At 54.6% G+C, this 21,962-nt stretch carries 23 protein-coding genes; 7 read left to right on the top strand and 16 right to left on the bottom strand.

Features of this window, described 5'->3' with window-relative positions:
• The first annotated feature begins 219 nt into the window (after positions 1-219).
• Positions 220-1,740: a dynamin family protein gene (locus HPY30_05630; GenBank protein ID QYZ65506.1), complete on the top strand. Its 1,521-nt coding sequence runs from the start codon at positions 220-222 to the stop codon at positions 1,738-1,740.
• Between the two features lie 83 nt (positions 1,741-1,823).
• On the opposite strand, the gene HPY30_05635 is transcribed toward HPY30_05630, so the two are convergent.
• The 3 genes from HPY30_05635 to HPY30_05645 all read right to left on the bottom strand — a co-directional run bounded on the left by HPY30_05635 (position 1,824) and on the right by HPY30_05645 (position 5,235).
• On the bottom strand, positions 1,824-2,996 hold the full coding sequence (locus HPY30_05635) for a sensor domain-containing diguanylate cyclase (GenBank protein ID QYZ65507.1): 1,173 nt from the start codon (positions 2,994-2,996) through the stop codon (positions 1,824-1,826).
• A gap of 36 nt (positions 2,997-3,032) precedes the next feature.
• Positions 3,033-3,905, bottom strand: coding sequence for an HDOD domain-containing protein (locus tag HPY30_05640; protein QYZ65508.1), 873 nt, complete (start codon positions 3,903-3,905; stop codon positions 3,033-3,035).
• 82 nt (positions 3,906-3,987) lie between these two features.
• A complete protein-coding gene (locus HPY30_05645; GenBank protein QYZ65509.1) occupies positions 3,988-5,235 on the bottom strand; it encodes an IS701 family transposase in 1,248 nt (415 codons plus the stop codon).
• A 514-nt stretch (positions 5,236-5,749) separates the two neighbouring features.
• On the opposite strand from HPY30_05645, the gene nadA reads away from it, so the two are divergent.
• Positions 5,750-6,820, top strand: coding sequence for a quinolinate synthase NadA (gene nadA, locus HPY30_05650; GenBank protein QYZ65510.1), 1,071 nt, complete (start codon positions 5,750-5,752; stop codon positions 6,818-6,820).
• Between the two features lie 178 nt (positions 6,821-6,998).
• On the opposite strand, the gene HPY30_05655 is transcribed toward nadA, so the two are convergent.
• Entirely contained in the window at positions 6,999-8,309 is a 1,311-nt protein-coding gene (locus HPY30_05655; GenBank protein QYZ65511.1) for a hypothetical protein, read from the bottom strand.
• Between the two features lie 153 nt (positions 8,310-8,462).
• On the opposite strand from HPY30_05655, the gene HPY30_05660 reads away from it, so the two are divergent.
• Entirely contained in the window at positions 8,463-9,041 is a 579-nt protein-coding gene (locus tag HPY30_05660) for a hypothetical protein (protein ID QYZ65512.1), read from the top strand.
• Between the two features lie 52 nt (positions 9,042-9,093).
• Here the strand turns inward: HPY30_05660 and HPY30_05665 are convergent, their stop codons facing one another.
• Positions 9,094-10,014 (bottom strand): DUF3108 domain-containing protein, encoded by a 921-nt coding sequence (locus HPY30_05665; GenBank protein ID QYZ65513.1) that lies wholly within the window; start codon positions 10,012-10,014, stop codon positions 9,094-9,096.
• A 152-nt stretch (positions 10,015-10,166) separates the two neighbouring features.
• On the opposite strand from HPY30_05665, the gene HPY30_05670 reads away from it, so the two are divergent.
• On the top strand, positions 10,167-10,508 hold the full coding sequence (locus HPY30_05670) for a hypothetical protein (protein QYZ65514.1): 342 nt from the start codon (positions 10,167-10,169) through the stop codon (positions 10,506-10,508).
• On the opposite strand, the gene HPY30_05675 is transcribed toward HPY30_05670, so the two are convergent.
• From HPY30_05675 to HPY30_05685, 3 genes are all read right to left on the bottom strand, one after another.
• Positions 10,494-11,213 carry a TrkA family potassium uptake protein gene (locus HPY30_05675; protein QYZ65515.1) on the bottom strand — a complete coding sequence of 240 codons (720 nt, stop codon included), beginning with the start codon at positions 11,211-11,213 and terminating at the stop codon, positions 10,494-10,496. The genes HPY30_05670 and HPY30_05675 overlap by 15 nt on opposite strands.
• Positions 11,213-12,808, bottom strand: a complete 1,596-nt coding sequence (locus HPY30_05680) for a potassium channel protein (GenBank protein ID QYZ65516.1) — start codon at positions 12,806-12,808, stop codon at positions 11,213-11,215. Before HPY30_05680 ends, HPY30_05675 begins: the two co-directional genes overlap by 1 nt.
• A 78-nt stretch (positions 12,809-12,886) precedes the next feature.
• Entirely contained in the window at positions 12,887-13,282 is a 396-nt protein-coding gene (locus HPY30_05685; protein QYZ65517.1) for an antitermination protein NusG, read from the bottom strand.
• A 91-nt stretch (positions 13,283-13,373) separates the two neighbouring features.
• Here HPY30_05685 and HPY30_05690 point away from each other — a divergent pair, with 91 nt between their 5' ends.
• Both HPY30_05690 and HPY30_05695 read left to right on the top strand, forming a co-directional pair.
• On the top strand, positions 13,374-14,021 hold the full coding sequence (locus HPY30_05690) for an ankyrin repeat domain-containing protein (protein ID QYZ65518.1): 648 nt from the start codon (positions 13,374-13,376) through the stop codon (positions 14,019-14,021).
• A 98-nt stretch (positions 14,022-14,119) separates the two neighbouring features.
• Positions 14,120-14,407: a hypothetical protein gene (locus tag HPY30_05695; protein QYZ65519.1), complete on the top strand. Its 288-nt coding sequence runs from the start codon at positions 14,120-14,122 to the stop codon at positions 14,405-14,407.
• Between the two features lie 139 nt (positions 14,408-14,546).
• On the opposite strand, the gene sbcB is transcribed toward HPY30_05695, so the two are convergent.
• From sbcB to ffh, 7 genes are all read right to left on the bottom strand, one after another.
• Positions 14,547-15,980 carry an exodeoxyribonuclease I gene (gene sbcB, locus HPY30_05700; protein ID QYZ65520.1) on the bottom strand — a complete coding sequence of 478 codons (1,434 nt, stop codon included), beginning with the start codon at positions 15,978-15,980 and terminating at the stop codon, positions 14,547-14,549.
• Between the two features lie 130 nt (positions 15,981-16,110).
• Positions 16,111-16,455 (bottom strand): 50S ribosomal protein L19, encoded by a 345-nt coding sequence (rplS, locus tag HPY30_05705; GenBank protein ID QYZ65521.1) that lies wholly within the window; start codon positions 16,453-16,455, stop codon positions 16,111-16,113.
• Between the two features lie 3 nt (positions 16,456-16,458).
• Positions 16,459-17,220, bottom strand: coding sequence for a tRNA (guanosine(37)-N1)-methyltransferase TrmD (gene trmD, locus HPY30_05710; GenBank protein QYZ65522.1), 762 nt, complete (start codon positions 17,218-17,220; stop codon positions 16,459-16,461).
• Between the two features lie 10 nt (positions 17,221-17,230).
• Positions 17,231-17,734 (bottom strand): ribosome maturation factor RimM, encoded by a 504-nt coding sequence (gene rimM, locus HPY30_05715; protein QYZ65523.1) that lies wholly within the window; start codon positions 17,732-17,734, stop codon positions 17,231-17,233.
• A gap of 43 nt (positions 17,735-17,777) precedes the next feature.
• The gene (gene rpsP / locus HPY30_05720; GenBank protein QYZ65524.1) at positions 17,778-18,029 is read right to left on the bottom strand and encodes a 30S ribosomal protein S16; all 252 of its coding nucleotides are present in this window, start codon (positions 18,027-18,029) and stop codon (positions 17,778-17,780) included.
• Positions 18,030-18,102: 73 nt separating this feature from the next.
• A complete protein-coding gene (locus HPY30_05725) occupies positions 18,103-18,381 on the bottom strand; it encodes a hypothetical protein (GenBank protein ID QYZ65525.1) in 279 nt (92 codons plus the stop codon).
• A gap of 804 nt (positions 18,382-19,185) precedes the next feature.
• A complete protein-coding gene (gene ffh, locus HPY30_05730; GenBank protein QYZ65526.1) occupies positions 19,186-20,586 on the bottom strand; it encodes a signal recognition particle protein in 1,401 nt (466 codons plus the stop codon).
• 222 nt (positions 20,587-20,808) lie between these two features.
• Here ffh and ccsA point away from each other — a divergent pair, with 222 nt between their 5' ends.
• A complete protein-coding gene (ccsA, locus tag HPY30_05735) occupies positions 20,809-21,609 on the top strand; it encodes a cytochrome c biogenesis protein CcsA (protein ID QYZ67928.1) in 801 nt (266 codons plus the stop codon).
• Between the two features lie 41 nt (positions 21,610-21,650).
• Here the strand turns inward: ccsA and HPY30_05740 are convergent, their stop codons facing one another.
• A complete protein-coding gene (locus tag HPY30_05740; GenBank protein QYZ65527.1) occupies positions 21,651-21,959 on the bottom strand; it encodes a flagellar protein FliT in 309 nt (102 codons plus the stop codon).
• Positions 21,960-21,962 lie beyond the last annotated feature (3 nt).

Below are 21,962 nucleotides of genomic sequence, written 5' to 3' on the forward strand. Positions count from 1 at the left end.
TAAACAGCCCTCAAAAACGCCTGTCATATAGGAGTTTTAGTAATTGCCCAACTTCCTAAATATTTAGTTATCAACGACCTAGAAACAACAACCAGAGGATGTTCGATTTTCGGGAAAATTAAACTCAAAATAGGCCTGTTGCCACCCTGTTTCACGCGCTAGTATTTACCGCATAAAGAATTAAAAAGCGCCCGCTTGCAATTAGGAGTCAAACTGAAGATGCACCCCGCCGGACAGATTATAGAGTCGCGTTTAGCACATCTTGAATCCCACCTCGAGCAGGAAAACCCGGTTCTGCTGAAAACCGTGCAGAGCTTCCGCATGCTCGACGGCATCGCCTTCAGGCTTGGGTTGCTGGAGGGGGACAACTCCTTTGCAACTCAGATCCCCTGGTGGCCCCTTATCTCGATCCTCGGCACCTTCTCGGCGGGCAAATCGACCTTCATCAACCACTATATCGAGCACAAGATGCAACGCTCCGGCAACCAGGCCGTGGACGACAAGTTCACCGTGCTCTGTTACAGCCGGGAAGAGACGGCGCACGCCCTGCCCGGCGTGGCACTGGATTCCGATCCCCGCTTTCCTTTCTATCAGATGTCCAACGAGATCGAAAAGGTGGCGGAAGGCGAAGGCGCCCGCATCGACGCCTATCTGCAGCTGAAGACCTGTCCCAGCCAAAAACTGAAAGGCAAGATACTCATCGACTCCCCTGGATTCGATGCCGACGCACAACGCACCTCCACACTGCGCATCACCGACCACATTATCGATCTCTCCGACCTGGTACTGGTCTTCTTTGACGCCAGGCACCCGGAACCCGGTGCAATGCAGGACACGCTCAGCCATCTGATAGAACACACCATCAAACGCCCCGACTCGGGAAAATTTCTCTATATTCTTAACCAGATCGATACCACAGCCAGGGAGAACAACCCGGAAGATGTCATTGCCGCATGGCAGCGTGCGTTGGGTGAACGCGGACTCACCGCTGGACGTTTCTACGCCATTTACAATCCCGATGCCGCAGTGCCCATCGAAGACGAAGCCCTGCGTCAACGTTATGAATCAAAACGGGATGAAGACCTCAAGGAGATTCATGGTCGCATGGAAGAGGTCGAGATCGAACGCGCCTATCGCATCGTTGGCGCCCTGGAAAAAACCGCGCGGGATATCGAGGAGCGAACCATCCCAATGGTTATCCGCACCCTCGAAACCTGGCGTAGACGGGTTCTCTGGGGCGACGGGATTGTCATGGGCGGCCTACTACTGTTCCTCCTGGGATTTACCATCAATGCCGGGTACTGGAAGGGTCTCAGCTTCGCTCCACCCTGGCTCGATACCACTCCCGGCAGCATCCAGCCCTGGTTGATGATAATCGGACTGTTGATAGTGCTGACCCTGGTCCATTTCGGCATCAGATCACTGGCAGCCAAGACGCTGCTGGGCTCACTGAGAAAACGGGCTGAAAAGGCCGACTTGAAGGGTAACCCAATTGGCAGCTTTCTGCGCAGCATCAAGCCCTGGCGCAGCATTTTCAGGCGCAACCCTGCCGGCTGGGGCCGCAAGACCCGCCGGCAGTTAAAAAATGTGTTGCAGGAGACAGATCTCTACGTACAGACCCTCAACGATCAGTTCACCAACCCTTCCGGCTCAGCACAAATCACCATGGACGAGGCATCTCCCTCCTTCGCCGATGAACCTGCCGTCAAACAGGCTGCAGCCACGATCGAGAACACTTGAGAAGAGCGCAGGAGCGGCGCCCCGCCGCGAAATTGATGGCATGATCACGGCGGGGCGCCGCTCCTGCGGTGAAAGGGTTGCGCTTAACCGTGTTCGCTCCCGTCAAACACCTTGCGCCGGTTGCGGCCTTCCCGTTTGCACTGGTACATGGCGCGATCGGCTTCTGTGTAGAGCTGATCCACCAGCTCACTCTCTGACCTCTCTTCATGGCCTTCGGGGGTCAGACGAGTGATACCGATGCAGGCGGTAATCTCTAGATTCGTTGCCGCCTCTTCTTTCAGTTCGATCCTGAGCAGCCGCTCCTGAATCCTTTGCGCGATCAGTTCAGTACCCTCCACACCCGTATTGGGCAGAAGAACCACAAACTCTTCGCCGCCCAATCTGGCCACGATATCTCCGCTTCTGATCTCATCCTTGAGAACATCCGCAATCATGCAGAGCACCCGATCGCCAGTGGTGTGCCCCCAGTTATCATTGACCCGCTTGAAGAAATCCACATCCATCAGCATCAGACTGCAAGGCAGCTCATAACGTTTCGCCCGCGAGACCAGCGCCTCCGCCTGGTCGAAGAAGTAGCGCCGATTCGGCAGCCCGGTCAACTCATCTACCGACGAGAGCTGCTCATATTTCTGCTTGAGTCCCTCTGCCTCCTGCAACGCAGTGCGCAGTTCATGGGTACGCTGATCCACCAGGTATTCAAGGTCGTGCAGCATTCGGTGATTGTGCAGCATCTGCCCCAAGGAACTACAAAACAGGCTAAGGGTGTGCTGCTGCCAAGGTTCAAAATATTCGGGCAGGGGATGTGAGGCATTCAGAACACCCAGCACATCGTTGGCCATCTTTATCGGCACACAGATCAATGAACCGGGCAGGTCTCCACCAGGCGAGGGGTTGGGTTTGAAGCTGGCATTTTGTGCGCAGTCACGACAATATTGTAACTGCCCTGTCTGCAAAGCAATGCCCATAATCCCTTCGCCAGGAGCAAACCGCATGAAATTCCGCCGGGTCTTTGAGTCGGTTTCAAGACCCGCGACCATGCCGTGGGATTCATTGATGCTGGTACCCACCACACAGCGCAGCTCACTGCCTTCAAGCCGGAATATGGAACAGTTCTCGAGATTCTGATATCTGACCAACTCTCCCAGCGCTTTCTCGATAACCTGTTCTTCCGTCAGGCCATCAAGTTCAAGCTGAGTGAGAGCCCTGAGCGCGGAGAGAGAATCCAGCAGGCTGAAAAATCTTTCGCGTAAATCCATTGATGTATGATTGAAGGACAAATCCATACGATACCTCTATCCCGCCAACATTCTCGCGAGTGTCCGAATTTCATCCTCTTTTTCTGAAAATTCGACTTCCAATGACTCTAGCACCTCCGCCGGGATTCCCAAAACCTGATGTAACACCAAATCATCTTTCAACGAAATATTGTCACCACTCAACGAACCTTTGATCCAGCGCATAGAAGCACCAACGAGTAGTATCTCACTCCGTTTTCCCACCGACCGGACATCATCGGGATAGATTTGATAATTAATTATACGCACAACCGATTCAGGGAGATGCCAGCGATCTGCCAGCCAGCTGCCCGCCTCACTACTGGTGAGTCCGATCAGCTGCTGCTCGAGCTGTACCATCTCCCCTTCCGGTTCGAGATGCTGTCGCTGCAGTACCAGGGAATACTCCTTCGGAAAGCTGTTTACCAGTACCAGAACCCCTAAATCGACTAACAGACCACCCAAGTAGACGCCATCCGCGTCAGGGCGTTCTTCCGGAGCCATCTTCATCGCCAGTCGCCGGGCAAGCGCTGCGCCTCCCAGGGCGGAATACCAGTACTTCTCCAGCTCGAAACCTGGACACATGGAGGTATCAAAAGCACCGCACATGGCAATGCTCAGCGCGAGACTTTTCACCATATTCAGTCCCAGCACACGGATGATCGCCTCCTTGACGGTATTGACCGGCTGCGGCTGGGCGAAATAGGCAGCATTCGCCAACCCAAGGATCCGCGCTGCCAGCCCCGGATCCTGACCAATAATCCGGGAAAGTTCGTCGATATCAACATCAGGATCGGACACAATGCCGAGCAAGCTGCTTGCCGTACCCGACAGAGGCGGCAGGTGTTTGATCTGTATGATTTTTTGTTTTGCGGCTTGTGCTATAGCCATTTTTTCAAATCCACGATGGTTTCCGATACCCATCTAATCGGCACAAAAGTCATTTTCTTTAGTTCTACTTTGTCAGATTCCATCACCCGGCAACCGACTGTTCCAGCGTCTGTTTTCGATATTGGGAGTCGATAGCCGCTTGTCGTTTACGATGCCGTTTCGTCATTTGCCGTAGTATTTCATCGCGTTCAATATCTCGCCGTGGCAGGAAGGCACGCAATAGCGATTCGATGTCTGAACAACTGAGTAAGGGGTGATCATCTTTTTGCACAATTCGCTCTTCGAGCATGAATAACATCGCCATCATGACCAAGGCCATATGGTGATGCCAGGATTTCCATTTACGGGCCTGATAATCAGCAAGACCTGATTCACTCTTACCATCCTGGAACGAACGCTCAACCCAGAACCGCTGCGCCTGCATCTTTGCAAGACAATGGGATGGCGTTTCTTCCGGTGCATTCGACAAGGTGTATTTAATCGTCTCCGGTGAATTGACCTCTCGTCGTACAATCAGGTGCCATTGATGTGCCTGGGCTTCTTTTCCATCCCAAAGCCAAACCCGATGATGCAGGATCTCGACGCGCAGTTTGCCCTTGCTGCTATCCCGTAATACCACTTGCTGCCACTCGCTGTCCCGTTGCTCATTGAGCCACTGGTCAACGCGCAGACGGGCTGCCTGGGCTTGCAGACGACTTCGACGACGACCGCGCGTTGTCGTGCTCTCCGGTATGAACGGCTGTGGATCTTCCAGGTAGACCTGTTGGTCTTTGTGGATGTCCACCACAAAGGTTTCACCCATCGCCTCCAAACCCCTCAGAAAAGCCGGATCCTTCCCGTATCCCCCATCTGCACCCACCCAGGCAAAACGCAGGCCAAGCGTCCTCTGATGACGCACCATCTCCAGCGCCAACTCTGACTTGCTTTGATGTTTCCGTTCAACTTCCGGGATACCCGCCTTGCGACAGCGAGCCGGGTTCGATACCCACTCTTTGGGTAGATAGAGACGTTCATCTATCAGCGTGGACAAGTGCCCTTTACCCAGTGCTGCGAATACACCAACCTGGCAGTTATCCACCTTGCCCTGGCGGCCATTCCATTGGCGTTTAACCCCCACTGAATGTTTACCCTTCTTGGCAAGGCCACTCTCATCGAGCAACAGACAGGTATCCGCGGTTCCACCCAGCCATTGATCGGCTTCCAGCGCCACTTGGTCTAACACCGCACGATGATCCCACGGGGACTCGGTGAGCATATGCTGGAGACGCTGATCATCTGCGCCTGCAACCACCTCTTCCATGCGTTCCATGTTCTTTCTCTGCGCTTGCATCAGGCCTTTGAGATAGTGTGTGACCGGTTGAAACACCGACCTCGTCTTGCTTCGAAAATGGGATTCAAAGCGGTACTGGAAACGTTGGAATCGCTCCGCTATGCGATCGATTCTACTTATGCGCGTATCAGGTAATTCAAATGACCTTGGTGCTTGTCATTTGATGCTCTTCCTTACGATGATTGCCAAGAAATTCACAGCATATATTTTATATTATTCAGTGAGTTACTTATAGATCTAATCTGACAAAGTAGAATTAGGCCACAGGCCAGCATAAGTCCACAATACTACTTTAAAATCCCGGCAGTAAATCACGGGAAACTGCCCCACAAGCATAAACGTGCCTGCTGTATCGAAAGAGCTACCTTTTCGTTGTATCATTGGGCCATTAGTGAAATATCCTGATGGCACCGTGATTTTCAGGAACCGGCAACTGCCCCTCGCACGCATCATCCTGCGTCCAGCCACCAGAACCGAAAAAAGCATTCAAATAACATCGCATCAAAATCAGGTCATGAGTTCACAACGATCCCCTCTCAACTTACCCACCATAAACGTTCCACCCCACCCAGAGTGGCCATCCCTTTCGGACAGTGAAACAACGGCACTCAAGACACGCATTAAAAAGCTGCTGGAACAACAGGATGCCGTGCTGGTCGCCCACTATTACACGAATGCGGACCTGCAGGCGCTGGCGGAGGAGAGTGGCGGTTGCGTAGCTGATTCACTGGAGATGGCCCGCTTCGGCGCCGCTCATGACGCACAAACCCTGGTCGTCTGCGGCGTGCGTTTCATGGGTGAGACCGCGAAGATACTCAGCCCGGAAAAACGGGTTATCATGCCCGACCTCGGCGCAACCTGCTCATTGGATGAAGGCTGCCCGGCAGACAGGTTCAGCGATTTCTGCGACCAACACCCCGACCATACGGTGGTGGTCTACGCCAATACCAGCGCGGAGGTAAAGGCCCGCTCCGACTGGGTAGTCACCTCCGGCATCGCTCTGCCGATCGTCAGGTATCTGGCAGAGAAGGGCGAGAAGATACTCTGGGCACCGGACAGACATCTGGGCAACTATGTACAAGGCGTCAGCGGTGCGGAGATGCTGTTCTGGCCCGGCTCCTGCGTGGTGCATGAAGAGTTCAAATCTGTGGCCTTGGAGCGGATCAAGCGACTGCACCCGGATGCTGCAGTGCTGGTGCATCCTGAATCACCGCAAAATATCGTCGACCAGGCTGATGTTATTGGCTCCACCACCGCCCTGATCAAGGCAGTCTCGGAGATGAAGAACAAGGAGTTCATCGTCGCCACCGATGGCGGCATCTTCTATAAAATGCAGCAGATGGCCCCGGACAAGGTACTTATAGAAGCGCCCACCGCCGGCGAAGGCGCAACCTGCATCAGTTGTGCCCACTGCCCCTGGATGGGCATGAACGCGCTACAAAATCTTGCCGAGGTGCTGGAGAGCGGCGCCAATGAGATTCACATCGACCCCGCAATACAGGAGCGGGCGGTGAAACCGATCCAGCGCATGTTGGACTTCGCCAGGACACATGACATCGGCATGAAGGAAAAGGGCAACGCCTGAGGACTCAGATGCTGTAGCCCTGTAGGTCGGATTAGGCCGATAGGCTGTAACCCGACGGGAGCGGGCTCTCGAAAAGACATGTCGGATTACGCTGCGCTAATCCGACCTACAGATTAGTATTTTAGACAAAGTCCACCGGAACCATCGCTGGTTCCGGTGGCGTATTATCGACTCAGTGTCAGAGTCTGTTCTCCGACCAGGCAATCAGCTTGGGTGCCTTAAGATCCTCCGGCAGCATCTTGAACTTCTTCACCAGCCCTGGCCAAAGCAGATTATAGTAAAGCTCAGCGCGCACGGAATCGACACCTTTTGCCGATACCTGATAGCCCAGTACCCGTGTTTCATAGGGTTTCAAACGCGTGTTCTTGCCTACAGCCGATGCCTTGGGTGGCGGGGCAGGATGCCCGGCCTCATCGGTCATGGTGTAGACAAAAAAGGCCTTGGGATCCTCTTTGGCAGGGTGTTTCTGGAAGTTCTTCCAGAGTACTTCACCATCTTTGGAGAGCGCGGTCACCTTCACATAAATATTGCGGAACGGCGCGCCAGTTGGCACGTTGTGTGGCTGCAGGTTCTCCAACTCCACATTTACCGCCAACTGGTCGCCCTGCTTCTCTGTCTGGACTTCGAAGCGAACCGCCCGACGCAGCATCGCAGTGCTATGTCCACCGCCCATTGAGTGATCGGCAATACCATCACTCATCGGCATATGGCAGGACTGGCAGGTCTCACGACTCTTGCCCTCCAGATACTCATCACCGGTCTGACAGAGTGAAACGCCCTTGGGGTTGTTGCGCTTGTCGTGGCAACCGAGGCAGGCCTGAGAGGTCTTCATCGCGGCGTTGCCTTCCAGCGGCAGGTTGATCTCCTTCATATCCTCTTCTGACATATAGGGTTTGCCGTTGTTATCGCGACCCAGATGGGGATTCAGCTCACCCTCATCATCTGCGACAGCACGCACCTTGTCTGCCTTCGCTCCCTGCTCATGCAGGAAACCGTTGGGTCCCTGAAGCGCGTCGGAATGATCCCAGGCCTTGGCGCCCAGTTTCATCTTGCCTCCATCACCGTTGATGCCCTTGTAGTTTTTCAGGGTGTGGCAGGCAACGCAGTTGACTCCTTCGCTGTAGGCTGGCGCCGCATCGAGTTTGGTGGTCTTGTCCATTGCCGCATTGGGAGAGTGGCACTGCAGGCAGACCGGATATTTACCCGAGGCCTTGTGCTTGACACCCTCCTTCGTCGGATCACCCACCACCTGCTGGTAGAACGCGCCATGGATCGGGTCCTTCAGCGCCGTACTCTGCGCATGCATGGAACCTTTCCACTGTTTGTAGATCTTTTTATGACAATCTTTGCAGGTTTCGGATTTGACCAGGTGCATCGGCACCTCGTTGCCGTCCAATGTGGCGGCGTCGAATGATGTCTGAAAAAATGTACTGCACAGAAGTCCGGCAAGCGAGAAGAATGAAATATACCTGTTTTTGTTGCGGATCATGAGTCCTCCTAGTCCACAAATTTACGTTTTTCTTGAGTGGCAAATCCTACGCCAATCCCTTTTCCACACAGATGACAATTCTCAAGCCCGGGCTTGAAGATGAAAACGGGTGGAGTACACTGGCAGGATTATTAGGGCCTGGGAGGATCAGCCATGAGCTTCGATACCTACGACGTCTATTTCGCCGGCAGGATCATCGAGGGCAAAGACCCCGCTGAAGTTCGCAACAAGGTCGGTGCCATATTCAAACTGGAAGGTGAAAAACTGGAGCGGCTCTTCTCCGGCCAGCCTGTGGCCATCAAAAAAGGCATCGACATGGATCAAGCGGTGAAATACCGCGTCGCCTTCAGGGATGCAGGTGCGCTGGTAGAGATCCGGCCGATCGAACAGCCCAAGCAGGCAGCACCAGCGGCAGAACCCCAAACGACAGCACCTCCCACCGCACCGGATTACGGCCTCTCGCCTGCCGAGACCGGCAGCCTGATCGACTGTGCTGTGAAAGTAAAACCCCAAGCCATTCCTGATATCAGTGCCATCCACCTGGATGCACCGGGAACGCATATTGATGAAACTGAACCTCCGCCACCCGCTAACATCGATACTGGGGAACTCTCCGTCAGTCAGCCACGGCAAGGTAGTCTGGAGGATTGCCAAATCCCGACCCCTGCTGCACCGTTACCGGATATCAGCCATCTCAAGATCGACGAATCTGCAAAAAACGACAATCCGTAGATCCTGTAGAGGGTGGAATCAGATCTGATAGATATCAAAGCACCAATCCAGATCAAAAGTAAAACGCGTCCAGTTGTTCGAAAGCATTGGTGGCAGGAGTGAATCCACCGAGCGACTCTCCACCGGACTCACCCGACTCCAACACGGCCTCAAGGTAACCGAAGGCCCGTTCCGCATAAAATCGCAATGGCACCCGTTGTTCGTCCGCACTCAACCAGATATAGGTTATCTGACCGGCATCATTTTCAGCAGCATCATAAGAAAATATCTGTAGCTTGAGCAGCGCACTCTCCTCCGCTTTTCCCTCAATCGATTCCGATGTCACCACCACCCGGTAGTTTTTCAGCTGCTTGCCGGTGAACACCGGCAGATCCAGCACCTGCCCCGGCTGAAGGTCCAAATCCCGCAGCCGCTGCATCATCGAGAAATGATCGAACATCTCGCCGCTGCCGATACCCTGTTGATGAGACTCCTCCAGCACTGCCGGCCAGAACTGTAAGTCTGCAATTTTTTTCAGTAATTCCAACGGCGGTCCCTTCCCGCCACCCGTGGCAGCCGCCTTCACTTCATATCTATGCCCAACACCCTCGTCGCGATCGAACCAGATCATCTCATCGCTGTTCTCATCCGCCTGAAGGGACTCAGTCACCAGGAGTGCATTCTCCCCATCCAGTTCATACCAACTGCGGTATTGGTAGCGCACGGGAAACAGCACCTCCGCCTTACGGTAGGGTTCCGTGGTCACCTTGAGGGTAGCCACCTTCGCAACGCGTCCTGCAACCTTCACAGTATCTCCGGCTACACGCAAATCAGCTCTGGCAATATCCAGATGGATAAAACCGGAAAATATCCCCTGATAGGAGATCTTGTAGGTCAGCTGTTCAGGTAACGACCCCCCGGCAGCTTGTATCTCCCCCCCACCGGCCAACCCAAAAAATAATAAATAGAGAGCAAAAAAAAGTTTAGTTCTCAAGACAACCCTGTACATAGCACACCTTTCACCAGACATTTTGAGCCGACCATACTTTCCATCATGCATAAATTGGCACGTTTTTCGCAGCTTAGGTGATAAAACCTGAATATAGACTGAATACGTCAAACTTTCGACGCAACAGGAGATGAAACATGGTCAACCCCGTCAATGGCGACAAACCGATCACCCTCTCAACCGGGTCTTCACCACACTCAAACCGTACTGCAGCCAAAGGCCAGGAGGAAGCTGGAGAGACACCTGCAAAAGCCCAGGGTGCGGAGCCAATGACGACCGATGTGCAGGTTGATGGGGCACGTCAGCTTTTTGAACTGGAACAGAGCCGGCCGGAAGGCGCGCTTGAAACACCTGAACAGGCACGTTCACTGTTGGATCAGGTATTGGAACGTTTGGGCACGACACCGCAAACGATGATGCAGGCACAGACAGGAAATGCATCAGCAACCCTGTCAAACCTCCTGTTAGCCCCCCAATAACTGATCTGTTCTATCCTCTTCGAGATCACCCTTCAAACGGGTGATCTCGACTGCTGGACCAATTACCACAAGCATATCCCCGGCATCGAGTTTATGGTCGACGCCACTGGTGCTGAAGATAAGACTGTCACTCATCTCGACATCCACCACGCCCATCAGAACCACATTGTAGCGCCTGCCCAAATCCAGGGCGCTGAGAGGATTGCCTGAGAGACAGGAGTCCAACGGTATCTCGATCTCGGCAATGTCGAGGTGTTTACCGAAGACTGTGTGTTCGAGCATATCGACGATCATCGGCCGGGCGATCAGTTCATGCACCTTGCGCCCGCTGATCTCGTAGGGATCTATGACCTTGCTGGCGCCTGCCGCAAACAACTTCTGCCCGGACTGGGAAGACTCTGAGACACAGATGATCTTCAGATCGGGATCGAGGGCGCGAGCCGACAGGGTGAGAAAGACGTTTTTCGCCTCTTCGGGAAACAGACAGAAGATGACCTTGACCCACTCTCCGATACCGGCTTGGCAGAGCTTGTCATCGTCGGTGTAATCGAGCACCGCCGCATCGAAGCCCTTGGCCAGCACCTCTGCCACCCGGTCCAGGTCGCTGCTGTACATATAGACCGGCAGTTTCCTGCCGATCAACTGCTCGGCAACCTCCTGTCCCATGGGACCACAACCAAAGATCAGGGTGTCACTGCGTCCCATCAAAGTGTCCCCCGTTCCAGACAGTCACGAAAATGAACCACGCTGTATTCGTGGCCAAATATCACCACCAGATCCCCAGCCTGCAACTCAAAATCAGGGGTTGGGTTGAAATGGAAACAGCGGCCCTCGATCTCATAGGTGCCGGATGAACTATCGACCGGACAACCCCCCTCCCTTACAACGCCAAAGGGGATCAACTTACGTTGACGAAAGCCGACATCAGCCATGCACCGCCCATCCAATACGGAACCGCTACGCACCCGCACCGCTTCTATCCCGACATCGTTCTGTCCGGTCAGCATGCCGTAAATCGCCTCAAAAGCGACCGGCTGACCGACATACTCCGCCGCAATCAATCCTACGATCTCATAGGGGGCAACCGTATGATCGGCCCCAGCCAAACGCAGTTTGGTCACATTCTCCCGGTGGTTAGCGCGGGAGATAATTTCAATCTCCGGATTCATCTGACGGGCTGAAAGGGTGATATAGACATTCACCACATCATCACCTGTGAGACAGAGCAGTCTCTTCGCCTGGGTTGCAATACCCAGACTCTCCAGCAGGGCGTTGTCCGCTGCATCGCCCTGAACCGCCAGATACCCCTTCTGCTTGGCCAGGCGGACATTGCTCTCCAGTGGGTCAACCAGCACAAACTGCCGCTGGTCGAGCGCAAGCTGATCAGCCACCACCTGCCCCACACGGCCGTAACCACAGACGATGAGATCGATATGCTTGCGCTCCACCTCGGAAAAAACCCGTTGCGCACGGATCTCGTGCATCTTCTCGCCAAAGGCGGAGACAATGATGGAGGTAAAAAACGAAATCACCCCCAGTCCGGCAATGATGAGGATAATCGTCACCACCCGGCCTTCGGTAGTATGAGGCGTGATATCGCCGTAACCCACAGTGGACATGGTCACCAATGCCCAGTAGATACTCTCAAAAAAGCTGCCGACACCTTTTCCGTCTACCACATCCGTCTCGAAAAAGAAGAGTGCGGTAGCGGCCGTAAAGGTGATGAAGGCCATGAAGATGAACAGCGTGAAAAGCTCGATCCGCTTCTCATTCAGTACCTTGACGAATTCGCTGATACTGCGGGTATAGCGGAACAGCTTAAATAGTCGGAAGAGTAAAAAGATGCGCAAAAAACGCAGGGGACGATAGGTCGGGATGATGGCCAGCAGGTCGATGATCGCAAGGGGTTGCGTCATGTATTCCCACTTTTTGGCCACCACTTCACGCATTGCCGGCCACGCCCGGAAGGGCTGATTGATAAACTCAGCCCGCTCATAGTGGCTGAGAATCACCTTATGGCTGTCATTATAAATCCAGAAGCGAAGCAGATATTCAATGATGAAAATAGTGACCGCAACCCACTCGAAGAGATCATCGAATGTTCCCATATCATGACGCACATCGTAGATCAGTACCCAGACGCTGCTCACCACCAGCAGGATCATGAAGACGTCGAAATAGGGACGGATCCTCGCCTTGGGATTCTCCAGCAGATCATAGAAAAAATTCTTGGCGCGCCGGTAGCGAACCGAGTCTTTCAACTTGTAACTGGTTTGGATCAGCCGGTGTGTGTTGTCCATCTTATGCCGGTAGGGTGAAATGGGTATCGGATAACAACGACATATTAACGCTTATCGGCAGAACCTGGCGGTTCTACACTATTCGGCCCTGGATTCAGCGCCCGTCTCGATCCGCTCAACCGCAGCAACGTTGACAGTGCGGCCATCCCGCGTTACAAATTCCCGGGCTTCCACATCGCCCTTCCGCGCCTCGTAACTGACCGTATCCCCGGTCTGTGAATTGATGACACGTACCGTGACTATCCGAAACTCATCCCGCCACTGCAGGTAGAGAAAGACACCACTCGCCAATATCATGAATACAATCAGGCCATAAGCTGCCAGCCGGGGAGTGCGATTCGCTAGCTTGTGCTGCTGTGCAGCGACCCGTTTGGGCTGTTCGGTTGCCGTTACCTCAGCGCGTCGTGAGCGCTGCCGTATCACCAGCCAGGCGATACCGATCACACCAAGGGTAAAGAGAATTTTTGTAATCATGGGACGAAACAGTATCACGCCCACCATTCATCTGGCTATTTACGCCATTAACAGGTTGCAGGGTCATCAGCTATCGATTTAACATCGTCATATGCAACGATTCCTCCTTGTCGCCATCTCAGCTTTCGCGCTTTTACTCAGCGCCTGCAGCACACCGGAACCTCCGACCGTCAATCTCTACCGTGCGGTGCACGTTGGTGATATCGACCAGATAGAGCGAAATCTCTACTGGGATGCTGATGTGAATGCTCCAGGCCCGGATGGCCGCTCCGCACTTCACGTTGCGGCAGAGAAAGGCCGATTGGTGGTAATCAAGATACTACTGAAGAACGGCGCTGCCATTGATCAGCTGGATGCCGCGGGACAGACGCCCCTGGGGACAGCAATACTGGCAAGACGCACCCTGGCGGCCGCCTACCTGGCAAAACAGGGAGGCAGTCTTGATGCCAACAATTTATTGTTGAAGACAGCCGCTGTCGGCAGCCTGGATCGCGATGTGCTCGATTTTCTTATCAAACAGGGCGCAGACATCAATACGGCGGATGACAAAGGCAACAACGCGTTGCATATTGCAGCTTCGAAAGATCAGCGCATTGCCGCCAAACATCTCATCACAGGGGGCATAGATCTGAACGCGGTCAATGCTACCGGCCAGACGCCGCTCGGAATTGCCCAACAGAGTGGAGCAAAGGACATCGCCGATATGCTGAAAAAATTTGGTGTTGTCACCCCTCCATAGATAAAGGCATTAGGGTGATAGCTCACACCACATGAAATATCCCGGCAAGCCATGTATATTCCGCCAACCACACATAACCGATTCGAAGTGAAACAGCTATGGCATCGACTCCCGAAGAACTTACCGTCAACTACACTGAAGACGGCATCGACATTGTCAAGGAACTGGATAAGGTGATACTCACCAAAGGTGCCTGGACCACCATCATCTTCCGTTTCCAGGAGTGGAACCGGGGCAAAGAGGAGTATGGCCAGGAAAAATACACCATCCGCCGTTTTCAGAAGCGCAATGGCGAGTATCAGGCGAAATCCAAGTTCAACATCTCCAGCAAGGATCAGGCGAAGGCGGTGATCTCGGCTCTGCAGGGGTGGGTTGGAGACGACTGAGGAACCACCGTTCCGAAGTGTAGACCGGTTCATGCGTAGCGGAACCGGCAGCCGCCACATGCCGTTTGAACGGCCAGAAATCGTCTGATCCGCTGCGCTTGATCAAGCCTACGCTATATATCGGACTACAATCAGGGGCTCAACCCGCCAGTTTCTCTGCCCAGGCCAGCAGTTCAGGGATGATTCCGCGCTTCTCCGGCGAGAGGGATTCGTCCATCTCCATCTCATCCAGGCGCGCCAGGAAATCGTCCATCGGTAGCCCGGGACCCTCGCCCGGCTCAAACAATCGGGTCTGGCGGTACTCTTCCCAAGACTCCCGCTCCTCATCTGAGAGTGTCTCCGGCCAGTTGCGGGCACGGTAACGAAACAGCATCTCCGGTAGCCGCTGATCATCGAAGACCTGGGGAAAACTGCCGAGATCTCCAGGAGCAGCTGCTCTGATCTGTTCCACACGACGACGATCATCCGCACTGAAAAAACCACCGCCATAGAGATTCTGATCGGGATCAGAGACCTTTTCAAAGGCGGTTTTTTGATGGATGCGGCCGAGCTTTTCCTTCAAACCATCCGCCGCCAGCAAGGTTTGCCTATGCCGCTCACCCTGCCTGACATCTATCTGCCAGCGTTCGGCAGCCTCTTCAGAGAGGGTATTCATCGGCACCACCACCGGGCACTTGTTGAGATGCACCGTCTTCAGGGGCATCCGCTCCACCCCTTCAGGCAGATCTGCCGTCGGGGTAAAGAGGCGCTGGTGGATCTCATCCTCACTCAGGCTGAGCAGTGGAGTCGGGTCATAACGAAGATCGAAAACAACCACACCATTGGAGTTGGTGGGATGAGCTGCCAGGGGCATTACCATCGCGATGCAACCATGCTCGGCAGGATACATCGATGAGACATGCAGCACAGGCTTGCGCGCCTGCAGGTTCAGCAACTCTCCCACTGCCTGTTTCTTGCGTAGCCGGAAGATATAGTCGTAAAGCCGCGGCTGTTTCTCTTTCACCAGCCGGGCCATGGCAATGGTGGCATGCACATCCGAGAGCGCATCATGCGCCGATTGATGGGAGATACCATTAGCGGTGGTCAAGTGCTCCAGTCGGAAACTGGGCTTGCCGTCCGGGTGCAGAGGCCATTCGATCCCTTCAGGACGCAGTGCATGGGTCAGTCTGACCATGTCGATGATGTCCCAGCGGGAATTACCATTCTGCCACTCACGGGCATAGGGATCGAAAAAGTTACGATAGAACCCGTAACGGGTAACTTCATCATCGAAACGGATAGTATTGTACCCCACCCCACAGGTGCCGGGACGGGCCATCTCCCGGTGAATGCGTCCCATGAATTCGGCCTCAACCAACCCCTCTAGCAATGCCTTCTGCGGGGTAATGCCGGTCACCATGCAGGCCTCCGGCTGAGGCAGCATGTCATCGGCGGGTTTGCAGTAGATGACCAGCGGCTCCCCCACCGGATTCAAATCCTCATCCGTGCGCAAACCAGCAAACTGGGCAGCACGGTCCCAACGGGGGTTTGCACCCCAGGTTTCATAGTCGTGCCAGTAGAAGGAGAATGTCATGGGGGGTAGTTTATACGACAGAAAGCGAGCGGGGAATTACACCCATTGCAATTGAATCAGCCATAAAAAAACCACCCCGCCAGAAAGCAGGGTGGTTTTTTCAACGCACGGAAAAAGACAGCGGTTGGATCTAGATCTTTTCCTTGATGCGGGCAGCCCTGCCGGTAAGGCCACGCAGATAGTAGAGCTTGGCGCGACGCACGTCACCACGACGGGTGACCTGGATCTCGGAAACCAGCGGGCTGTAGGTCTGGAATACTCGTTCCACACCTTCGCCATGGGAGATCTTGCGTACGGTAAAGGCGGAGTCGAGACCGCGATTACGCTTGGCGATCACTACCCCTTCGAAGGCCTGCAGACGCTCACGCTCGCCCTCTTTGATCTTCACCTGCACGACCACGGTATCTCCGGGGCCAAAATCCGGTATCTCACGACCCATCTGCTCAGCGTTGAGTTCCGCGATGATATTACTCATGGTCTATTGCTCCTGTTCTTGCTCGGCATCTCCCGACGCGAGACCTATTTCATCTAAAATTGTCTGTTCTTCCGCCGTCATCCGACGGCCTTTCAGCAGATCGGGGCGGCGTTCCAGGGTGCGCTTCAGCGCCTGTTCGAGTCGCCAGTGGCGAATCGCCTCATGGTTGCCACCCTGTAAAACCGGGGGGACACCCACGCCTTCTATCTGCTCAGGACGGGTATAGTGTGGACAATCCAGCAACCCATCCATAAAAGAATCCTGTTCTGCAGAGTCCGCAGCGCCCAGTACTCCGGGCAGCAGGCGAATCACCGCGTCCAACAAAACCATCGCCGCCAGCTCGCCGCCGCTCAGCACATAGTCTCCGATGGACCACTCCTCATCCACGTAGCGATCGATCACACGCTCGTCGATACCCTCGTAACGGCCGGCGATGAGGATCAGCCGTTGGCCGCTGGCCGCCAGGCTGCGTGCCGCATCCTGGTCAAATTTTTTGCCCTGGGGACTCAGGTAGATCACCTTTGCCCCAGGCGACGCCTTCCGGGCATCTTCGACAGCCGCCTGCAGCGGTGCATATTTCATCACCATGCCGGGGCCACCGCCGTAGGGCCGGTCGTCCACCGTACGATGTACATCCGTGGTGTAGTCCCGTGGGTTCCAGAGCTTCAGCTCAGCCAGCCCCCGTTCCAGGGCCCGTCCTACAACCCCCTGCGCTTTCAGGGCATCGAACATCGGCGGCATCAGACTGATAACGTCGAAACGCATTCAGTCCAGCCTAGAAATCCGGATCCCAGTCCACGACCATCAGGCCGTCTTCCAGGTCCACACTACGGATCGCCTCACCCCATGTATAGGGAATCAGGCGTTCACGGTCACCCTTGACCACCACTACATCATTGGCACCGGTCTCGAACAGGTGAGACACCTTGCCCAGCCCGACGCCTTCGAGGGTCTCAACCCGCAAACCCTGCAGATCGGACCAGTAAAACTCATTTTCTTCCAGCTTCGGCAACTGATCGCGGCGGACAGCGATATCGCACTCCATCAACTCCGCTGCCTGATCACGGTCGTCGCAACCCTCTATAGATGCTACGACACCCTTGCCCTGCCGATGTCCTTGCAGGACTTTTCTCTCTTCCCAGCCTGTCTTACTTTTAAGATACCAGGGGGAGTACTTGAGTATCCCTTCCCGTGGCATGGTGTGAGAGTAGACTTTGAACCAGCCCCGAACCCCGAAAAGCCCGGAGATCCTGCCCATAGTCACCATCTCTTCGGACATTTGGAATCTCAGTCCGTGGTGATTTGCGGACAGTCAGCCGGAATCAGGCTGCCTGCTTGGCGGCTTCCTTCAGCAGAGTGGCGACACGGTCGCTGGTCTGGGCACCTTTGGAGACCCAGTGATCGATGCGATCACGCTCAACACGCAGACGCTCTTCACCGCCGGTGGCAACGGGATTGAAAAAGCCGAGACGCTCGATGTAATGACCATCACGGGCGTTACGGCTGTCGGTCACCACAATGTGGTAAAAAGGCCGTTTCTTGGCGCCGGTTCTGGAAAGACGAATGGTTACCATGCTTGTACCCTTGAAAATTCTTTAAGCACCGGCAAACTCACCGGCGGGAAACGCGGAATTATAACTGAATAATTCAGAAAGTGAAGTCTGGATTGGGGATAAAGGATAAAGGATAAAGGATAAAGGAGAGAAAAGTCCGGAATTTCATCCGAAATCCGCCCGCTGCCGACAAATTATAGGGCTTCTTTGTCAGCTTAAATAGATGTAGGCCAGATCCGCTATGCTTGATCTGACCTACCAGCTTCCCATCGCAGTAACGACGAGATTCGGCCTCTCCGATGGCACGGCCACCTTTAACCTTTAACCTATTTTTCCAATCACCTGCACTGGCAATAGATATATCTTCGCCCACGCCGGCGTACCATGCGAACCGAGCAGCGGCCCGGACAGCGGCCCCGGATACAGAAAAACTTTGGTGTCCAGCGCCCTCCACCCGTCATAAACAAACGGCAGGGGGAACCACGACGGTCAAACCGAACCCAGATCTCAATGCCGTTCTCGGTCCACATATAGCTAAACTCGGCATTTGCTTTGCGACGCCGTTTGCCTGCCACCGTGGGTTCGAGCATCACTCCACCCTTTTCCAGCCGGTGCACTGCCAGAAACACTCCTTTCTTCGGCAGTTTCCGGCCCTTTGGGATTTCCTTTCGAACCGATCGCCACTGCTTCCTGGTAAGGTGGATTAACTGCGGAGCGGGGTGAAATTCAGAAATATTGACAACAGATGGTGCGAGTTCCCGGCACCGATTCGGTGTTGAATCAGCCATCTCTCCTCCTCCGGAGACACCGCGATTGCCAGCGTCCGAGGCGCCCCCGCAAATAGTCGGCGAATAACCTACTGCCGTTGTATGAATAACTATAGCCCGGGATCAACGACGTCCGACCAATAATATCCAATTCCATCTTTGTGGTTTATCGCACTCCCATTCCCTGCATGGAAAGGAATGAGGTGACAGGTGACAGGTGACAGGTGACAGGTGACAGGTGACAGGTGACAGGTGACAGGTGACAGCAGATTATTGTGGTGCATTTTTGGGGTCAAGTAGAAATTATCAGATTTTTCACTCCACCCCTGCTAAATGCTCTCCTCCCCTGCGGGGAGGGAAAGGGTGGGAAGTCAAAACGAACCTGATACCTGTCACCTGGAGCCTGTCACCTAAAAAGGAAACCCGCCTCCACCTCCGCCGCCGCCCGGCATTCCACCCCCTGGCATTCCGGGAAACTTGCCGCCGAGACCCCTCAGCATTTTCTTCATGCCGCCACCCTTCATTTTTTTCATCATCTTCTGCATCTGGGTGAACTGCTTCAGCAATTTGTTCACTTCCTGCACCTGGGTGCCGGAACCGGCAGCAATTCGCCGTTTACGGGATCCCTTGAGAATCGCCGGGAAACGCCGCTCATGGGGTGTCATTGAGTTGATGATGGCGATGAGGCGGCCGATATCTTTGTCGTTCACCTGATTTTTCACATGATCCGGTAGCTGGCCCACTCCCGGCAGTTTGTCCAGCAGGCCGCTCATGCCGCCCATCTGGTTCATCTGCTGCATCTGCTCCTTGAAGTCCTCAAGATCGAAACCTTTGCCCTTCTTCAGCTTGGTGGCCAACTTCGCGGCCTTGTCCTGGTCGACCTTGCGGGTAACCTCCTCCACCAGACTGAGCACATCCCCCATACCAAGGATGCGGGAGGCGATGCGGTCAGGATGAAATGGCTCCAGGGCGTCGGTCTTCTCGCCCACACCGATAAACTTGATCGGCTTGCCGGTGATCTGGCGAATGGAGAGTGCAGCGCCGCCTCTGGCGTCACCATCCGCCTTGGTCAGAATCACGCCAGTCAGAGGCAGGGCCTCGTTGAATGCCTTCGCTGTATTGGCGGCATCCTGGCCGGTCATGCTGTCGACCACAAACAGGGTCTCGACAGGGTCCAGGGTCGCGTGGAGCGCCTTGATCTCACCCATCATCTCTTCATCGACATGCAATCGGCCTGCAGTATCGACGATCAGCACATCGGCAAAAACCTGCCTGGCCCGCGTTACTGCATCCTTTGCTATGTCGACCGGCTTCTGCTCCGGAGAACTGGGAATAAACTCCGCCTCAACCTCCCGGGAGAGGGTCTGCAACTGTTCGATAGCGGCCGGACGGTAGACGTCGCAACTCACCACCATGACCTTCTTCTTGTCGTTCAACTGCAACCAGCGCGAAAGCTTGGCGACACTGGTGGTCTTACCCGAGCCCTGCAGGCCCGCCATAAGAATGACTGCGGGCGGTTGCGCTGACAGATCGAGACTTTCGTTGGCCTGACCCATCACCTGGACCAGTTCGTCGTTGACGATTTTGATCAGCGTCTGGCCGGGGGTGAGGCTCTTCATCACCTCCTCGCCACCCGCCTTCGCCTTCACTTGATCAACAAAGGTCCGTACCACCGGCAAAGCGACATCGGCCTCAAGCAGCGCCATGCGCACTTCTCGCATGGTGTCCTTGATGTTCTCTTCAGTGAGCCGTCCCTGCCCCCGCAGGTTGGTAAGTACACGACCAAGGCGTTCTGTCAGGTTATCAAACATGCTTTTCGGCGGATTGCCGGCTCCAGATTGATTGGATCGAATTGATCATTATATATCAGCCAACACTTTGTTGCGCCGATGCATTGGATTCGCCCTGCGCCATGAGCCAAAATCAATTTAAAAGCCGTGGCAAGTATGCGATTATCGCTGCTGTTTCAATAAACAACCCCTCCGCATGCCGATGGGGTATTAAACCCAGAGAGATTAAAGTGCAGGGTTGGAATCTTGTTTGAGCTGTTAGCCATTGCCGCCTATCTGGGAGCCGGCCTCTGTTTTGCGCTGCGGCTGTTTCGCGGCGAAACCGGCAGACATTTGCCGCGGCCGCTCGGCCTGCTGCTGGGATTCATCGGCACTGCACTGCACGGCGCACTCCTCTACCAGGGAATTGCAACCGACACCGGCATCAACCTCGGAGTCTTCAGCGCCACCTCACTGATCGCCTGGACTATTGTCCTGCTGCTGCTAATCTCCAGCTTGAGTAAACCGGTGGAAAACCTCGGCATCTTGCTGCTGCCGCTGGCAGCGTTGTCGATCCTGCTGGAATCCCGCTTTACCTCTGTGCGGATATTGAGCGAAACCGCTTCCCAGGGTCTTACGCTTCATGTTTTGGTCTCTATCCTTGCTTACAGTCTGTTCACCCTGGCCAGCGTGCAGGCGCTTCTGCTGGCTATTCAGGATCACCACCTGCACCATCGCCACCCCGGCGGTTTTGTTCGAGCCCTGCCTCCTCTGCAGACGATGGAGAGCCTGCTGTTCGAGATGATCAGCGTAGGCTTTGTCCTGCTGACTCTGGCCCTGATCTCGGGTTTTGTCTTCCTGGAGGATATGTTCGCCCAACATCTGGCGCATAAATCGATCCTATCCATTGTGGCCTGGATCGTCTTCGGCACGTTGATCTGGGGACGTTTTCGGTTTGGCTGGCGCGGTCAGAAGGCAATCATCTGGACGCTGAGCGGGTTCGTGGTATTGATGCTGGCCTACTTCGGCAGCAAGGTGGTGATCGAGCTGATTCTTACGGCTTGAACATCCTGATGGCGGTCAAATCATCCGCAATAGAATTGCTATCAACCTTGCCGATAGGCCTTGCTGGCAATCCGGCCTTTTTTGAACTTTGCCAACTGTTCCACCAAACGGGGACGTTCCTGATCGGCCAGCTGCGTTATCTGCCGGTCGATCTCCTGAATCTCTTTGATCAACGATATCTGATTTTCCGCGCCCTGAGGTGAGAGAATACCAAGACTCTCTCTGAGCAGCTCAACTCGTCCGGCTTCCAGATTCCGTGCCTCTTCCCACTCCCCGGCACGGGCTGACTCAAGCAGGCCTCGGCTCAGCACCAGCGCTGCCTTGAGTTTCTGTTCAGGGTTTCCTGCCATCAG

It is taken from the genome of Gammaproteobacteria bacterium (ex Lamellibrachia satsuma) (assembly GCA_019623805.1).
Taxonomy (GTDB): Bacteria; Pseudomonadota; Gammaproteobacteria; order Chromatiales; family Chromatiaceae; genus QGON01.

Coding starts and splice junctions, on each gene's coding strand:
- HPY30_05630 (QYZ65506.1), top strand. CDS start 220: ATGCACCCCGCCGGACAGATTATAGAGTCGCGTTTAGCACATCTTGAA.
- HPY30_05635 (QYZ65507.1), bottom strand. CDS start 2,996: ATGGATTTACGCGAAAGATTTTTCAGCCTGCTGGATTCTCTCTCCGCG.
- HPY30_05640 (QYZ65508.1), bottom strand. CDS start 3,905: ATGGCTATAGCACAAGCCGCAAAACAAAAAATCATACAGATCAAACAC.
- HPY30_05645 (QYZ65509.1), bottom strand. CDS start 5,235: ATGCAAGCGCAGAGAAAGAACATGGAACGCATGGAAGAGGTGGTTGCA.
- nadA (QYZ65510.1), top strand. CDS start 5,750: ATGAGTTCACAACGATCCCCTCTCAACTTACCCACCATAAACGTTCCA.
- HPY30_05655 (QYZ65511.1), bottom strand. CDS start 8,309: ATGATCCGCAACAAAAACAGGTATATTTCATTCTTCTCGCTTGCCGGA.
- HPY30_05660 (QYZ65512.1), top strand. CDS start 8,463: ATGAGCTTCGATACCTACGACGTCTATTTCGCCGGCAGGATCATCGAG.
- HPY30_05670 (QYZ65514.1), top strand. CDS start 10,167: ATGGTCAACCCCGTCAATGGCGACAAACCGATCACCCTCTCAACCGGG.
- HPY30_05675 (QYZ65515.1), bottom strand. CDS start 11,213: ATGGGACGCAGTGACACCCTGATCTTTGGTTGTGGTCCCATGGGACAG.
- HPY30_05680 (QYZ65516.1), bottom strand. CDS start 12,808: ATGGACAACACACACCGGCTGATCCAAACCAGTTACAAGTTGAAAGAC.
- HPY30_05685 (QYZ65517.1), bottom strand. CDS start 13,282: ATGATTACAAAAATTCTCTTTACCCTTGGTGTGATCGGTATCGCCTGG.
- HPY30_05690 (QYZ65518.1), top strand. CDS start 13,374: ATGCAACGATTCCTCCTTGTCGCCATCTCAGCTTTCGCGCTTTTACTC.
- HPY30_05695 (QYZ65519.1), top strand. CDS start 14,120: ATGGCATCGACTCCCGAAGAACTTACCGTCAACTACACTGAAGACGGC.
- sbcB (QYZ65520.1), bottom strand. CDS start 15,980: ATGACATTCTCCTTCTACTGGCACGACTATGAAACCTGGGGTGCAAAC.
- rplS (QYZ65521.1), bottom strand. CDS start 16,455: ATGAGTAATATCATCGCGGAACTCAACGCTGAGCAGATGGGTCGTGAG.
- trmD (QYZ65522.1), bottom strand. CDS start 17,220: ATGCGTTTCGACGTTATCAGTCTGATGCCGCCGATGTTCGATGCCCTG.
- rimM (QYZ65523.1), bottom strand. CDS start 17,734: ATGTCCGAAGAGATGGTGACTATGGGCAGGATCTCCGGGCTTTTCGGG.
- rpsP (QYZ65524.1), bottom strand. CDS start 18,029: ATGGTAACCATTCGTCTTTCCAGAACCGGCGCCAAGAAACGGCCTTTT.
- ffh (QYZ65526.1), bottom strand. CDS start 20,586: ATGTTTGATAACCTGACAGAACGCCTTGGTCGTGTACTTACCAACCTG.
- HPY30_05740 (QYZ65527.1), bottom strand. CDS start 21,959: ATGGCAGGAAACCCTGAACAGAAACTCAAGGCAGCGCTGGTGCTGAGC.